The following is a 12,926-nucleotide window of genomic DNA, read 5'->3' on the forward strand; positions in this document are numbered from 1 at the left end:
TCATGCGCCGGATCCGCGGACGACGGAGCTCAGCGTCCGCATCATGATTTTGACGTCGAGCCACAGCGACCAGTTCTCGATGTAGTAGTTGTCGAAGCGCGCGCGTTCGGAGATCGACGTGTCGCCCCGCAAGTTGTGGATCTGCGCCCAACCGGTCAAGCCTGATGGCACTCGGTGACGGGCGTGGTAGCTCGGATAGAGCTCGCGGAACTGGGAGACGAAGTGCGGTCGCTCGGGGCGGGGACCGACCAGGCTCATGTCCCCGGACAGGACGTTGAGCAGCTGAGGGAGCTCGTCGAGGGATGACTTGCGCAGGAAGCGACCGAGTCCGCCGAGCCGGTCGTCCTGGGCGATGTTCCACGTCGTCGCGGACTCCGCCTCGCTGGCCGGTCGCATGGACCGGAACTTGAGGACCGTGAACGAGCGGCCGTCGACGCCGACCCGTTCCTGCCGGAAGAGGATGCCGGGGCCGCCGTCGAGCCGGACGGCGAGAGCGATCGCGGCCATGACCGGGGCGATCAGCAGGAGGACGAGACCCGAGAGCAGGACGTCGAACGCTCGCTTGGCCCGCCATCCCGGCGTGCGGTAGGTGGCGCGGCGCAGCCGGATGAGCGGGATGCCCCAGAGCTGCTCGACGTCGGCGCCCACGTTGTGCAGCTCGAAGAACCGGGGCACGAGGAACAGCTCGCAGTGGTGGCGGCCGGAGGTTCGGATGAGGTCCACCATCGCCGATTCCTTGTGCGCAGAGAACGCGACGACGACGTCGGACACCGATTCCCGCTCGAGCACCTCGGCCAGGGCCCAGGGCCCACCGAGGACGGGCAGACCGGAGTCACCACCGGTCATCCGTGGATCGGCGTCGAGGAAGCCGATCGGGCGGAGGCCGTACTCGGGATGGTCCTGCAGGACCTCGGCGATCTGACTGCCGACCTGTCCCGCCCCGACGACGAGGGTGCGGCGGGCTGGGCGTCCGCTGCGCCGGAGGCTCCGCACGGCGGCATACGAGAGGGTGCGGAACACCAGCACGAGAAGACCGACGAGGCAGACGGCTCCGACGAAGCTCCAGTCGATCAGGTACCCGTCGGACGACACCCCGGACCACGCCATGTCGGCGAGGATGGCGATCCCGGAGGCGGCGAGCCAGCGCCCGGCGATGCGCGGGGCGTCGTCCAGCACGGAGAGGGTCAGTCGCGGGCGGTGCAGCCCGCCGAGCCACAGGACGACGAGGAGGGCGGCACCGAACAGCGCCATCAACCGCCACGACTGGGGCATCGCGAGGACGCCGATGCCGACCGCGGCCGCGTCGGCCGCCACCAGCAGCGCCGAGGGGCCGCGTCGGTGCAGGAGCTTGATCCAGCGGCTCCGGAGCCGAGGGGCGGGCCGGCGCGTGGACGGTGCCGCCCCGCTGGTGACCGACATGGTCGCCCTGGATACGGACGGGAGCGAAGGCGCGGCCGTGGCACCGGCTGTTGCCGTTCCGTCCGGCCCGATCGCCGGATCCGCGGCGTGTTCCTGCTGCCTCCCGATGGCCGCGGGGGCCGGGAGCGGTGCGGGCTCGGGCAGCGCACTGGCGGCCGAGCGAGGGGGCAGAGCACGAGTCATGGAACTCTCCTCAGGGGCATCGAGAAGTGGGCGAAGGCAGACGGCAGCGCGCGCGGACCGACGAGGCGGAACCAGGCGCGACGCCCGACGAGGCATCGGTCGGAGGTCCGTACCGACGGGTCAATCGGGGCTGGACGCTGCGCCCTCCGGATCACCCATGACGACTCCGCTCGCCAGGACGAGCGCTCCTGCACCGCCGATGGGCGGGTGGACGTAGTGGTTCAACCGGTACACCGCGGCGAGCAGATCCCACCCGTGATGAGCCGCACCGCTCGCGCCGGACCCGGCGCCGGAACTGGGCGCCGGGGACGAGGGTGCGGGGGGAAGGGGCTGCACAGGGCCGGGCCGGGGAGGGACCGGGACGTCCTCCACCGGGCTGCCGCCCTGGTCGACGACCGCCGAGCGGACGGTCCCGCCGGTAGGCGCACTGCCCGCCCGGGGGCTCTGCCCCCGGGCGTCGTGCGACCGCTCCGGCTCCAGGTAACGCCACTTCCCGACCGCCGCCGGGCGGTCGGCGGAGGTCATGTCGACGGGGGCAGGAGGCGCGACCGCCGATGCCGGTACCGCGGGGACGGCGACTGCCACGGACACTCCGCTCGCGGACGCGGGGGCGTCCAGCGTGGCGGGAACCGTCGACTCGGTCGACAGCACGCCGGCAGGGGGAACCGTGCCAGTCTCCGTCCCGGCGAGCCCTGAGGACGACTCCGTGCCACTCTCGCCATCGTCGACAGCGTGCTCCGCCACAGACGACGGGGCCCCGGCCGGTTGGGCCGCGGGCGTCTGGGCACCGGTCTCGGCCGGACGAGAGCCCGAACCGGCCTCGGCCGGGGCGGAGCCGGGCTCGGCCGGGGGGGAGTCAGGCTCGACCGGACGAGAGCCGGACTCGGCCTCGGCCGGGGGGGAGTCAGGCTCGACCGGACGAGAGTCGGACTCGGCCTCGGCCGGGGGGGAGTCAGGCTCGACCGGACGAGAGTCGGACTCGGCCTCGGCCGGGGGGGAGTCAGGCTCGACCGGACGAGCGCTCGGCTCGACGGGACGGGAACCGGCCGATCCAGTGGCAGGCTGGGCGGACGAGGCGGGCTTGGCGGCGCCCGGCGCAGACGCGCCGCGCGCGGGCACCTCGGGACGGTTCGCCAGCCCCGGCGGCATCTCGGGGGCCGGCCGCCCGACCCCGTCCGGTCTCGCCGGGTCACCGGCGGCAGCGTTCGAGGGGCCAGAGGGTGCGGCCCCCTCCGCCGAGGCTGCACCGGCGGTGACAGCGAGCAGGATGGTGAAACCGAGGGCAGACAAAAGCGTCACGAGGATGCGAAGCGCCAACCGCCCGCGACCGTCGTCCGGTCGGGGCATGACGACTTCGAGCACTAGTCAGCCCCCCTGACGTGGTCCGCGTGTACCCCCCGCACCGTCGGCCCCATTGCCAACCTCCGCCCCGAGCCTACCGACTCCCGACCGCTCACCGAAGCCTTTGTTGCACAGAGTGACGGGACTCTCTGGTTGTCAGTCACACACCGTAGTCGTAGTGGAGCGAACAGCGACGAGCAATCGTGGAGTTCGGGCGTGGCCAGCAGAGCAGGCCGAGCGCGCACGAACGTGAGTCGAGACATCGATGCCTCGCAACTGCACTACTCCACTCCCCAGCGTCTTGCTGTGACGCTTTACCGGCTGCCGATGGGATCAGCCCGACATAAGGCAACTCCAGCCCTCCCAGGCCGAGACCACCATCTACTGCGCCTCCCAGCTCAGCTCCGGTAGCCACTCGGTCGGCGGACGCGACGACGCGCGACGGATCGCCGTCCCGCCGCGGCTCGACCAGCGGCTCGGACCACTCCCCGTCCACCGTCCCGCTGACATCCCGGATGACCCGCACCATCTCCCGCACCGAGACGCCCTCGCCGCGGCCGATCGCTCACTACGCCGGAGTTCAGCGCGCGGGCGGCGGCGACGTGCGTCGAGGCGAGGGCGGCGACGTGGACGAAATCACGGATGCAGATGCCGTCGGAGGGTGTCGTAGTCGTCGCCGAAGATGCGCGGCGGCCGGCGCTGGTCCAGCTGCTGGCAAACCATCGGGACCAGGTTCGACACGCCGCGGTCGGTCAGCTCGGGTGCCGCCGTCCCAGCGACGTTGAAGTACCGCAACGTCGTGTACCGCAACCGGCGGTGCGGGCGGCGTCGGGCACCATCTGCTCCCCCGCCAGCTTCGTCGTCCCGTACGGGTTGACCGGGCGGCAGTCGACGTCCTCGTGCCCCAGGTCGACATCGGGCGTGCCGCAGAAGGCGGCGCTGGAGGAGAAGACGAACGACTCGAGGCATGCCTACGACGCCTCGTCCAGCAGGACCCGCAGGCCCTCGACGATCTGCTCGTAGGAGTACAGCGGCGGGCGGACCTGCTTCTCCGCGGCCACGTGGACGATGCCGCGGACGGAGTGCTCGCGCAGGGTGCGCCCGACCAGGCCGGGTCCAGGACGCTGCCTACCACCAGTGGGGCGGCCGGGATGCGCGCCAGGTCACCCGTCGAAAGGTCGTCGAGCACGACGACCTCTCGACGGCGGCCTGCATCGCCAGGTTGATGTGCCCTCCGATGTACCCGGCCCCGCCGGTGACCAGCCAGGTCACGACTGGGGAAGGACGACGGGGACGGACATGGGAGCGCTCCCTCGGTGGGTGATGACAGTCATGCGGTGTCCGGAAGCCGGCGCGCCGGCGGGTCGACCGGCCCGTGGGCGATGGCGAGGAGCGCTGCCTGCAGCCGAGGGCTGACGCGAGCTTGCCCTGACGAGGCGCTCGAGCACCTCACGCTCGCGGCGGGTGAAAGGATTGCGCGGCGAGCGGCGCAGCAGCCGGGGGTCGGCGTAGAACGCGTGCTCGGACGAGGAGAGCGACCGGACGACTCCAGCCCACGGTCGCCGGGCCGGTGCTCGCGCCCGGCGGGGCCACCGCGGCACGGCCGGAGTACCTCAGGTGCCGAGCGACCAGTAGTCGTCGAGCGCATGAGCGTGCTCGACCGAGCAGACCCGGCGACCGCGGACCCGGTGGCGCGACGAGAGGAGCTCACGGCCGCACCACTCACAACGACGACGGGTGTCCAGCACCCGCGCCGTCCACCGCAGGACCGCGTTCATCGCGCTCACGGTCCCCCGATCGGGGCGCGGTCGCAACCATCGGGTCGAAGATCCCGGGGGAGGTGGCGCACGGTGACGATGCGCCACCTCCCCCGGGCGGCGTCAGTTGAAGATGCTCACCCCGCCCGGGCCCACGAGGAGCCCGACGACGATCAGCACGATCCCCCACAGGAGCTCCCTGCGGACGATCGCGACGATGCCGGCGACCACGAGGACGACGGCGAGGATCCAGAGCAGTGTGACCATGAGATGTACCTCCGGTTTTGTGGTGGACGAGCACTGACGCCCCGCCGCCTATGGGCGAGCGGAGGGCCAGCAACCGCCGTCGTCCGACGGGTTGCCGAGGACGGACGGTCGTGAGGGAGGCGCACGAGAGGCGCCGGAGTGCTCCCGGCACAGGCAGGTCTGCGGGGCCGGGCGGTAGGAGGTGCGCCACCGCAGATGCGTGGCGCAGGGCGTACCACCCCCGGTGTCGCGGGTCAGTCCGGGGCGGGGGTGATCCCGCCCGCACCGTCGCGCAGCGCTCCACCGTCGGCCGACGCGCTGAAGGCGGGAACGGCGCGGGCGAGGTCACGGTCGGACGGCGCCGACCAGGCCAGGGGCAGATCGGTGCCGCCGTGGTGCCCGCCGCTCGCCCCGGCCGCCGCAGCGGACGTGGCGGGAGTGGGACCGGCCGGCGCAGGTGAGGGCGCGGGCGCGGGCAGTGGCGCAGCGGGGTCGCTCGACCCGACGGTCGCGAGGACCGAGGCTAGGAGGTCCGAGGCTGGGAGGTCCGAGGCTGCGTCATCCACCGACGGTGCGGGGACGGCGGCGGCACGAGCCGGGACCACGGAGGCCGGCGAGCCGTCATGCGCAAGGCCGACGACGTCGGCGGTGCCCGGCGTCCGGCGCGTGTCAGCAGCGGGCGTCACGTCTGCGGGACGGTCGGTCGAGGCGGTCCGGCCGGGCGGCTGGTCGGAGGATCCACCGGCCGGGTTGCCGCGGCCGGGGTCCACCGGCCGGTCGGCGGCGGCTTCGGGCATCACGAGGGTCGGGCGGGCGGCGTTGCCGGCCTGGTCCGGGCGGCCGAAATTGCCCGCCTGCGCCGGGCGGGCCTGCGAGGTAGCCCCGGACGATGCAGCGGCGGGGGCGGGCCGGTCACCGGCCTGCGGGGACGGGCCGGACCGGGCCGGCGGCTCGGCGGGGGAGACGGACGGCCGGTTGCCCGTCTGAGCCTGGGGCGGCGGGCCCGTGCGGGCCGGCGACTGCGGTACGGGCGGCTGGTGGTTGGCCACCGGGGGCCCGGTGGAAGCGGGCTGGTGGGCGGCCGGAGGCTGTGCCGGACGGTTCGCCGCTGCGGGCTCCCCCGCGTCAGCCCGTGCGGAAGGCGCCGAGGCCGGCACCGCCGGCGCGTCGTGGCCGTTCGCCGCGGAGGAGCCGGTAGTGGCCTGCGGCCCGCTCCGACCCGCCTCGTCGGCCCGGGCCGCGCCGGCCGCGAGCAGGAACAGGACGGCCAGGGCGAAGACGAAGGCGAGGACCAGCAGGAGGCGATGCACCAGCAGCAGTCGGTCCGGGGAGGGTCGCGCAGCGGTCGGGGACACCGGCCACCCTCCTCCCCAGATACGACGACACGGCCCCCGCAGTGCAGTGGATAGACCGTAGCCCGGGCCGCCGACCTGCGCATTCGCGAGGCGACCGGCCACCCGATCGGGGAGGACGGCGAGTGCGGTCCGGCTCCGGCCTCATCACCCCGAGGACCTATCTCCCCAACGCGTCCGCGATGAGCTCGGCGATCCGCGCCTGGCCGGCCTCCGTCGGGTGGATGCCATCTGCGAGCAGCGGGATGTCCGCGTCGATCAGCGGCACGTAGATCCGCCCGGCTCCCTCGGTGGCCGCGCGCAGGCCCCGGTCGACCGTGTCGACGGCGGCTCGATCGGCCGCGGGGACGGCGGGCGGCCCGACAACGACCACGGTGGGCACGTCCTCGAGGTCGGCCAGGAGGTCGGTGGCCGCTTGCTGGACGCCGGCCGGGTCGCCGAGCGTGGCGTCGTTGGCCCCGCCCTGAACGACGACGACGTCGGTCTCCGGCAGGTCGTCCGCGAGGCGGTCGCCGTAGGTTACGTCGTCGCCCTCGCAGAAGCCGGCGGTGGTGAAGCCAGTGGAGCCCATCCCGTCGACCGCGACCGGAGCCCCGATCAGGCCGGCGAGCCGGGCGGGCCAGGCGGCGTCGGGGCCGGCGAGCCCGGTGCCCTGCGAGTAGGAGTCGCCGATCACGGCCACAGCGCTCTCGTCGTCGGCGGCGGCGAGCAGGTCGTCGCGGGCCTGGGTCACGTCATCGCACTGTTTCTCGGCCTCGGAGGGCCTGTCCAGCAGGAAGACCGCGCCGATACCGACCACGAGTACGGCCACCGCAGCGGCAACCACCATCCACCGCCGCTGAGTCATCGTCGAGGACGCTACCCGGCCCTGGTCAGTGCGCGACCGAGACGCCACGACCGAGGGCAAGACCTCGGCGACGGCCCTAGGCTGCGGCCGTGCTGCGCCGCCATGTGGGCTACGTGCTCACCTCCGTACTGCTCCTCGGCAGTGCTGGCTGCACGGACGACGTGACGGAGACTGCGCATCTCTTCTACTCATCGCAGGCAGTCGACGGCGGAGGGATGCGATACCAGAGCCTGGCTGAGTTGGCGGAGATCGCGCTAGGGATCGCGCAGCAGGACGGGGACATCCCGGACTCGGTGGAGGTCGGCCTGATGCCGGACACCGCCGTCATCGAGGTGGTCGCGCACGCCGATGACCGGTCGGCTGCCGCCCGCGCAGCCAATGCTGCGGCCGACGAGCTGGTCACGCGCTTGAACGAGCGCGCTGACCGACTCGGCGGCGGGCAGGTGGTCGTCGTCCGGCGCGCCTCTGGGTGAGACCTCAGGACGACAAGGTGTCCAGGTACTCCCGCAGCGCATCGCGCCAGTCCCGCGGTCGAAAACCGGTGGCCGTGACCTTCGCCAGGTCCAGCAGGCTGTTGAGCGGCCGAGAGGCGATGCCGGGCTTGCCGGCGAAGTACTCCTCCGTGCTCACCCGGCTCACCGCCGACCGGTCACGGCCGCGGGCCGCGAAGACGATCTCCGCGACCTCCGCCCAGGTGCTCGGCGGCCCGTCGCTGGTGACGTTGTAGGTCCCGAACGGCGCGCCGGTCTCGATCAGGTGGACGACGGCGGCGGCGAGGTCCTCGGCGAAGGTCAGCCGGCCCACCTGGTCCGCGACGACGCTCGGCTCGATGCCGCGGTCGGCGAGCGATGCCATCGTCCGGACGAAGTTGTGCCCGTCGCCGACCACCCAGCTCGTGCGCAGCAGGTAGTGCCGCTCGACAGCAGTGGCCGCGCGGTCGCCGTCGGCCTTGCTCTGCCCGTAGACGCTCAGCGGCGCCGTCGGTAGGTCCTCGGGCATGGGGCCGTCGTGGGTGCCGTCGAAGACGTACTCGGTGGAGAAGTGCACGAACGTCGCGCCCTGCCGGTCGGCGACCTCGGCGAGGTTCCGGACGGCGTCCACGTTGGTCGCGCGGACGGCGGCGAGGTTCGCCGGGTCCTCCGCTGCGTCGACCTGCGTGTACGCGGCGGCGTTGACGATCAGCCCGGCGCCGGACCAGTCGTGGCGGGCCACCGAGCCGGCGTCGGAGGCGTCGATCTCCTCGCGGTCCAGCAGCTCGGCGTCCGGGAAGCGGCGGGCCAGCGCCCGGCCGACCTGGCCCTTGGCACCGACGATGACGACGCGCACGTCGCTCACTGGCCGCGCGCCGAGTACTGGGCCTCGACCTGGTCCTTGAGCGGCCGCCACCACGACTCGTTCTCCCGGTACCAGTCGATGGTCGCCTCCAGGCCCTCGCGGAAGTTCGTGTACCGCGGCCGCCAGCCCAGCTCCTCGCGCAGCTTGCTCGCGTCGATGGCGTACCGGAGGTCGTGGCCGGCGCGGTCGGTGACGTGGTCGAAGGCGTCGGCCGGCTGGCCGAGCAGCTCGAGGATCGTCTGCAGGACGTCCCGGTTGTTGACCTCGCCGTCGGCACCGATCAGGTAGGTCTCCCCCGCCCGCCCCTTCTCCAGGATCAGGTGGACGGCGGTGTTGTGGTCGTCGACGTGGATCCAGTCGCGGACGTTCTCCCCCGCGCCGTAGAGCTTCGGACGGCGCCTGGTGAGCACGTTGGTGATCTGCCGCGGGATGAACTTCTCCACGTGCTGGAACGGCCCGTAGTTGTTCGAGCAGTTCGAGATCGTGGCGTGGACGCCGAAGGAGCGCACCCAGGCCCGCACGAGGAGGTCCGACCCGGCCTTGGTCGAGGAGTACGGGCTCGACGGGTTGTACGGCGTCTCGGGCGTGAACTTGGCCGGGTCGTCGAGCTCGAGGTCGCCGTAGACCTCGTCGGTGGAGATGTGGTGCAGTCGAACCTCGTGCCGCCGCACGGCCTCGAGGATCGTGAACGTGCCGATCACGTTGGTGTCGAGGAAGGGCCGCGGGTTCGCCAACGAGTTGTCGTTGTGGCTCTCCGCGGCGAAGTGCACGACGGCGTCGGACTCGGCGACGAGCGCATCCACCAGCTCGGCGTCGCTGACGGAGCCCGTCACGAAGCGGATGTCGTCCCGGACCTCCGCCAACGACGCCTCGTTCCCGGCGTAGGTGAGCGCGTCGAGCACGGTGACCTCGTGCTCGGGATGCTCCCGGAGGGTCTGGTGGACGAAGTTGGCACCGATGAACCCGGCGCCACCGGTCACGAGCAGACGCATGTGATCACCCTGTCACGCGGAGGGGTGAATGGAGCCGCACGCAGGCCCGACGCTCCCTCGGAGGGGGCAGCCGCGCCTCAGCGGTGACGGCCGCCGATCCGGACGACCTCGCTCGCCGCGCAGGCCGGGCACGACTTGTACCGGCGGCGCCGGTGGCTGCTCACCAGCCGTCGCAGTCCCCGCAGGACGCGCTCGGACTCGATCAGCTCCAGGCCCTCGTGGCCGCAGAGGGAGCACGTCTCACCCGGGAGGACGGCGATGCGCTGGCGGCGACGGTCCACCGTTTCGGCCATGGGCACAGTCTGCCACCGCGACCGGGACCAAAGTCCCGGTCAGCCCAAGCCACCGCACTCAGCCGCGACGCGGCTCGCCGAGAGGGTGGAGAGCGACCTCGAGGGTGCTCGCGTCGGCGTCCCGGCGCAGCGGCCAGGCGGCGGGCAGGACCAGACGCGGCGCGACACCGACTAGCACCGCGACCAGGAAGGCGACGCCGGCGAGCGCCTCACCGGACTCCTCGAGGAAGGTCACCGTGATCGCAAGCCGACCGGACGTCGCGGCGGACACGGCGGACAGCCCGACCGACGCGAACGCGTAGGCCGCGAGACAGGAGAGGACCCGGCGCCGGTCACGACGCTCGGCCCGGGAGATGAACGCGAGGGAGGCCAGCACGATCCCGGCCAACGCCACGCTGACCGCCACTGCCTCGGCCGCACCGAGGGACTCCTCGAGTCCGTGCATGGCGGTGGCGTGCACGGTGCTGCCGGTCTTGGTCGCGGCGATGAGCCCGGCGACCAGCCCGACCGAGAGCCACCAGCCGCGCCGTCCGGGGATGCGGACCGCGGCCACCAGCGCCGCCACTGCAGCGACGGCGAAGAGTGCAGCGACGAACATCCGGGGGGCCGAGAAGGGGGCGTCCATCGACAGCGCGCGCGCGGTGGTGCCGGTCGAGCCGTTCAGCCGCAGGGCGAAGCCGACCGCCTCCAGCGTGACCGCGGTGGCGGCGATGGCCACGGCGACCGGCGGCAACGGGATGCGCCGGCGGGCCGGGAACAGGGCCGGCACGGGTGTGGGGTCGGCGCCGGTGTCGACGGCACGCTGGTCGGCCAGCCGGATGCCGCGTCCCAGGACGACGGCCACGAGGGCAGCGAGCAGCAGCCAGACGACGAGCCCGACGGCGATCCAGAACCACACGTGCCCTGTATCGGCAGGTCGCGCCCCGAACGTGACCAGCTGGTCACACCAAAGGGGTGGGGCAGCAGACGCCTCGTGGGAGCGGTGTGGCGACCAGCGGTCGAATACCCACGACCGCGTCGGCCGTTCGGCAGGAATCGCCCACGGTTTCGACTGAAGGCACCAACTCCCGCCCCCTAGAAAGAACGCGTGTACCTGATCGTGTTCGTCGGACTGGCCTGGTTCCTCACCGCGCCCGTGATGGCGGTGCTCATCGGCAAGATGGTGCGGACCGCCGATCGGCGCCAGAGCGAGGACTCGCTGTTCGCCGCCCTGGAGGCCGATCTCCGCGGCACCACACACCGCCCGGCGATCGGCCGACGCTGATGCGGCTCGGCGGCGTCTCCCCAGACGGGGTGACGGAACCCGCCGGCACCACCGACGGTGGCGGGCTCCGGCCCTACCGTCCGCTCGTGCGCCTCCTCTTCGTGTGTACCGGCAACATCTGCCGATCCCCCGTCGCCGAGCGCCTGACGATGGCCCGCGCCTCCCAGGCCCTGGCCGACAGCCCCGAGCTCACGCGCATCGAGGTGGTCAGTGCCGGGACGCGCGCCGAGCCGGGCGCCGCGATGGCCCCGCACAGCGCCCGGGCCCTCGAGCAGCTGGGCGGGACCGCGGCAGGCTTCCGCGCCCGCCGCCTCACCGCCGAGCTGGCCGAGTCGGCCGACCTCGTCCTGACCCTGGCGCGCGAGCACCGCACCGCGGTGCTCGGCCTGGCCCCGCGCGGACTCCGCCGCACGTTCACGCTCGCCGAGGCAGCAGAGCCGGTGGCGGTCGCCGACCTCTCCGGCCTGGCCCTCGTGCCCATGGAGCAGCGGGCGAGGGAGCTCGGCCTCCGACTCGACGCCGCGCGATCCCGCCGGCAGTCCGGCTCCGCCGACGACGTCGCCGACCCGATGGGGCACCGGGCCGCCGTCCACGCCGACGTCGCGAGCCGGATCCACCGCGCGATCGGCCCGCTCGCCGACGTGCTGTTCACCAGCGTCCGCGACCGGCTGTCGGCACCCCTCCCCGTCTGAGTCGACCTCCCTCCTGGGGGTCAGAGCCCCTCCTCCAGCGGCACTCGCGCCCGTAGCCTCGGGACCGACTGGCCATCGGACGGGGGACCCAGATGAGCACCGACGACCCTGCTGAGCGCACCGAGCGCTCCGAGCACGGGGACGAGCCGCTGGACGACCACGACTCCTCCGATCCGGCGCCGAGCCGGAGCCTCCGCCGCGCCCTGGCCGCCGTCGGCGTCCTCACGCTGGTGCTGACGCTGCTCGCCGGCGGTGGCATCTGGTTCCTCACCGATCGGTACGCCGGCAACATCGACCGGATCGCGAACGTCTTCGACGACCTCGACGAGGACTCCCGGCCCGCGCCCCCGACGCCGGTCGAGGCGACGGCGGAGGACCCGGTCACCTTCCTGCTCGTCGGCTCGGACACCCGTGAGACGACCGACGAGGGCGTCGCGGAGGGCGGCCGGTCCGACGCGATCATGATCGCGCGCTTCAGCGGCGACCGCCGGCACGCCCAGCTCATCTCGATCCCGCGCGACTCCTGGGTCGACATCCCCGGACGCGGCATGGACAAGATCAACGCCGCATACGCGTTCGGCGGTCCGACGCTGCTGATCCAGACCGTCGAACAGCTCACGAGCGTGCGCATCGACCACTACGTGACCATCGACTTCCAGGGGATCATCCAGGTCACCGACGACCTCGGCGGCGTCGACGTCGTCGTCGCGGAGGAGACCAGCAACGGGCCGTACACGTTCCCGGCCGGGGTGAACCACCTCGACGGCGATCAGGCCCGGTGGTACCTGGGGCAGCGCTACGGCCTCGAGGGCGGCGACTTCGACCGGGTCCGGCGTCAGCAGCAGTTCCTGCAGGCCATGTTCAGCAAGCTGTTCAGCAGCGGCACCTTCGACGACCTCGGCCGCCTCGACGGCGCACTGCGGACCGTGACGGCCGCCGTCGCCGTCGACGACACCCTGAGCGACGCCGATCTGCTGTCGCTGGCCTACTCGCTGCGTGGCCTGCGGCCGGAGAACGTGGAGTCCTTCACCGCACCGGTGCTGGGGACGGGCCGGGAGGGGGCGGCGAGCGTCGTCTACCTGGACGAGGTCACGGGGGAGCGGATGTGGGCATACCTGCGCAGCGACTCCCTGGCGGCCAACGCGGGCGAGTTCGGTGACGAGGCCCTGCCCGACGTCCCACGCTGACCTCGACCGGGGCGCCCA

Annotated in this window: 13 protein-coding genes; 4 read left to right on the forward strand and 9 right to left on the reverse strand. The window is 72.8% G+C overall.

The window, feature by feature from the left end:
* The 5 genes from DQ240_RS07295 to DQ240_RS07315 form a co-directional block, all read right to left on the reverse strand.
* On the reverse strand, positions 1–1,419 hold the full coding sequence (locus DQ240_RS07295) for a sugar transferase (protein WP_158548571.1): 1,419 nt from the start codon (positions 1,417–1,419) through the stop codon (positions 1–3).
* A 2,276-nt stretch (positions 1,420–3,695) separates the two neighbouring features.
* Positions 3,696–3,851, reverse strand: a complete 156-nt coding sequence (locus DQ240_RS24495; RefSeq protein ID WP_369832002.1) for a hypothetical protein — start codon at positions 3,849–3,851, stop codon at positions 3,696–3,698.
* Between the two features lie 705 nt (positions 3,852–4,556).
* Entirely contained in the window at positions 4,557–4,721 is a 165-nt protein-coding gene (locus DQ240_RS23210) for a hypothetical protein (RefSeq protein WP_158548573.1), read from the reverse strand.
* A 102-nt stretch (positions 4,722–4,823) separates the two neighbouring features.
* Complete coding sequence (locus tag DQ240_RS23565) at positions 4,824–4,967, reverse strand: GPGG-motif small membrane protein (protein WP_199589144.1); 144 nt, start codon at positions 4,965–4,967, stop codon at positions 4,824–4,826.
* Positions 4,968–6,458: 1,491 nt separating this feature from the next.
* Positions 6,459–7,145, reverse strand: coding sequence for an SGNH/GDSL hydrolase family protein (locus tag DQ240_RS07315; protein WP_147261950.1), 687 nt, complete (start codon positions 7,143–7,145; stop codon positions 6,459–6,461).
* An 89-nt stretch (positions 7,146–7,234) separates the two neighbouring features.
* On the opposite strand from DQ240_RS07315, the gene DQ240_RS07320 reads away from it, so the two are divergent.
* The gene (locus DQ240_RS07320) at positions 7,235–7,618 is read left to right on the forward strand and encodes a hypothetical protein (RefSeq protein ID WP_147261951.1); all 384 of its coding nucleotides are present in this window, start codon (positions 7,235–7,237) and stop codon (positions 7,616–7,618) included.
* A 4-nt stretch (positions 7,619–7,622) separates the two neighbouring features.
* Here the strand turns inward: DQ240_RS07320 and DQ240_RS07325 are convergent, their stop codons facing one another.
* The 4 genes from DQ240_RS07325 to DQ240_RS07340 form a co-directional block, all read right to left on the reverse strand.
* Positions 7,623–8,480 (reverse strand): NAD(P)-dependent oxidoreductase, encoded by an 858-nt coding sequence (locus DQ240_RS07325; protein ID WP_158548575.1) that lies wholly within the window; start codon positions 8,478–8,480, stop codon positions 7,623–7,625.
* Entirely contained in the window at positions 8,477–9,472 is a 996-nt protein-coding gene (rfbB, locus tag DQ240_RS07330; RefSeq protein WP_113838972.1) for a dTDP-glucose 4,6-dehydratase, read from the reverse strand. Before rfbB ends, DQ240_RS07325 begins: the two co-directional genes overlap by 4 nt.
* Before the next feature lie 77 nt (positions 9,473–9,549).
* Entirely contained in the window at positions 9,550–9,765 is a 216-nt protein-coding gene (locus tag DQ240_RS07335; protein WP_147261952.1) for a hypothetical protein, read from the reverse strand.
* A 58-nt stretch (positions 9,766–9,823) separates the two neighbouring features.
* On the reverse strand, positions 9,824–10,663 hold the full coding sequence (locus DQ240_RS07340; RefSeq protein WP_113838974.1) for a hypothetical protein: 840 nt from the start codon (positions 10,661–10,663) through the stop codon (positions 9,824–9,826).
* Between the two features lie 189 nt (positions 10,664–10,852).
* Between DQ240_RS07340 and DQ240_RS23215 the strand changes: the two genes are divergently transcribed.
* The 3 genes from DQ240_RS23215 (at position 10,853) to DQ240_RS07350 (ending at position 12,908) form a co-directional block, all read left to right on the forward strand.
* Positions 10,853–11,029, forward strand: coding sequence for a hypothetical protein (locus tag DQ240_RS23215; protein WP_158548577.1), 177 nt, complete (start codon positions 10,853–10,855; stop codon positions 11,027–11,029).
* A gap of 86 nt (positions 11,030–11,115) precedes the next feature.
* Positions 11,116–11,721 (forward strand): low molecular weight phosphatase family protein, encoded by a 606-nt coding sequence (locus tag DQ240_RS07345; RefSeq protein ID WP_158548579.1) that lies wholly within the window; start codon positions 11,116–11,118, stop codon positions 11,719–11,721.
* Between the two features lie 92 nt (positions 11,722–11,813).
* Positions 11,814–12,908 carry an LCP family protein gene (locus tag DQ240_RS07350; protein ID WP_113838976.1) on the forward strand — a complete coding sequence of 365 codons (1,095 nt, stop codon included), beginning with the start codon at positions 11,814–11,816 and terminating at the stop codon, positions 12,906–12,908.
* Positions 12,909–12,926: the final 18 nt, after the last annotated feature.

It is taken from the genome of Blastococcus sp. TF02A-26 (assembly GCF_003319125.1).
Classification (GTDB): domain Bacteria; phylum Actinomycetota; class Actinomycetes; order Mycobacteriales; family Geodermatophilaceae; genus Trujillonella.

What these genes read in the sequence shown, in the direction of transcription:
- DQ240_RS07350 (WP_113838976.1), top strand. Translation starts at nt 11,814, where the DNA reads ATGAGCACCGACGACCCTGCTGAGCGCACCGAGCGCTCCGAGCACGGG.
- DQ240_RS07295 (WP_158548571.1), bottom strand. Translation starts at nt 1,419, where the DNA reads ATGTCGGTCACCAGCGGGGCGGCACCGTCCACGCGCCGGCCCGCCCCT.
- DQ240_RS23565 (WP_199589144.1), bottom strand. Translation starts at nt 4,967, where the DNA reads ATGGTCACACTGCTCTGGATCCTCGCCGTCGTCCTCGTGGTCGCCGGC.
- DQ240_RS23210 (WP_158548573.1), bottom strand. Translation starts at nt 4,721, where the DNA reads ATGAACGCGGTCCTGCGGTGGACGGCGCGGGTGCTGGACACCCGTCGT.
- DQ240_RS07315 (WP_147261950.1), bottom strand. Translation starts at nt 7,145, where the DNA reads ATGACTCAGCGGCGGTGGATGGTGGTTGCCGCTGCGGTGGCCGTACTC.
- DQ240_RS07335 (WP_147261952.1), bottom strand. Translation starts at nt 9,765, where the DNA reads ATGGCCGAAACGGTGGACCGTCGCCGCCAGCGCATCGCCGTCCTCCCG.
- rfbB (WP_113838972.1), bottom strand. Translation starts at nt 9,472, where the DNA reads ATGCGTCTGCTCGTGACCGGTGGCGCCGGGTTCATCGGTGCCAACTTC.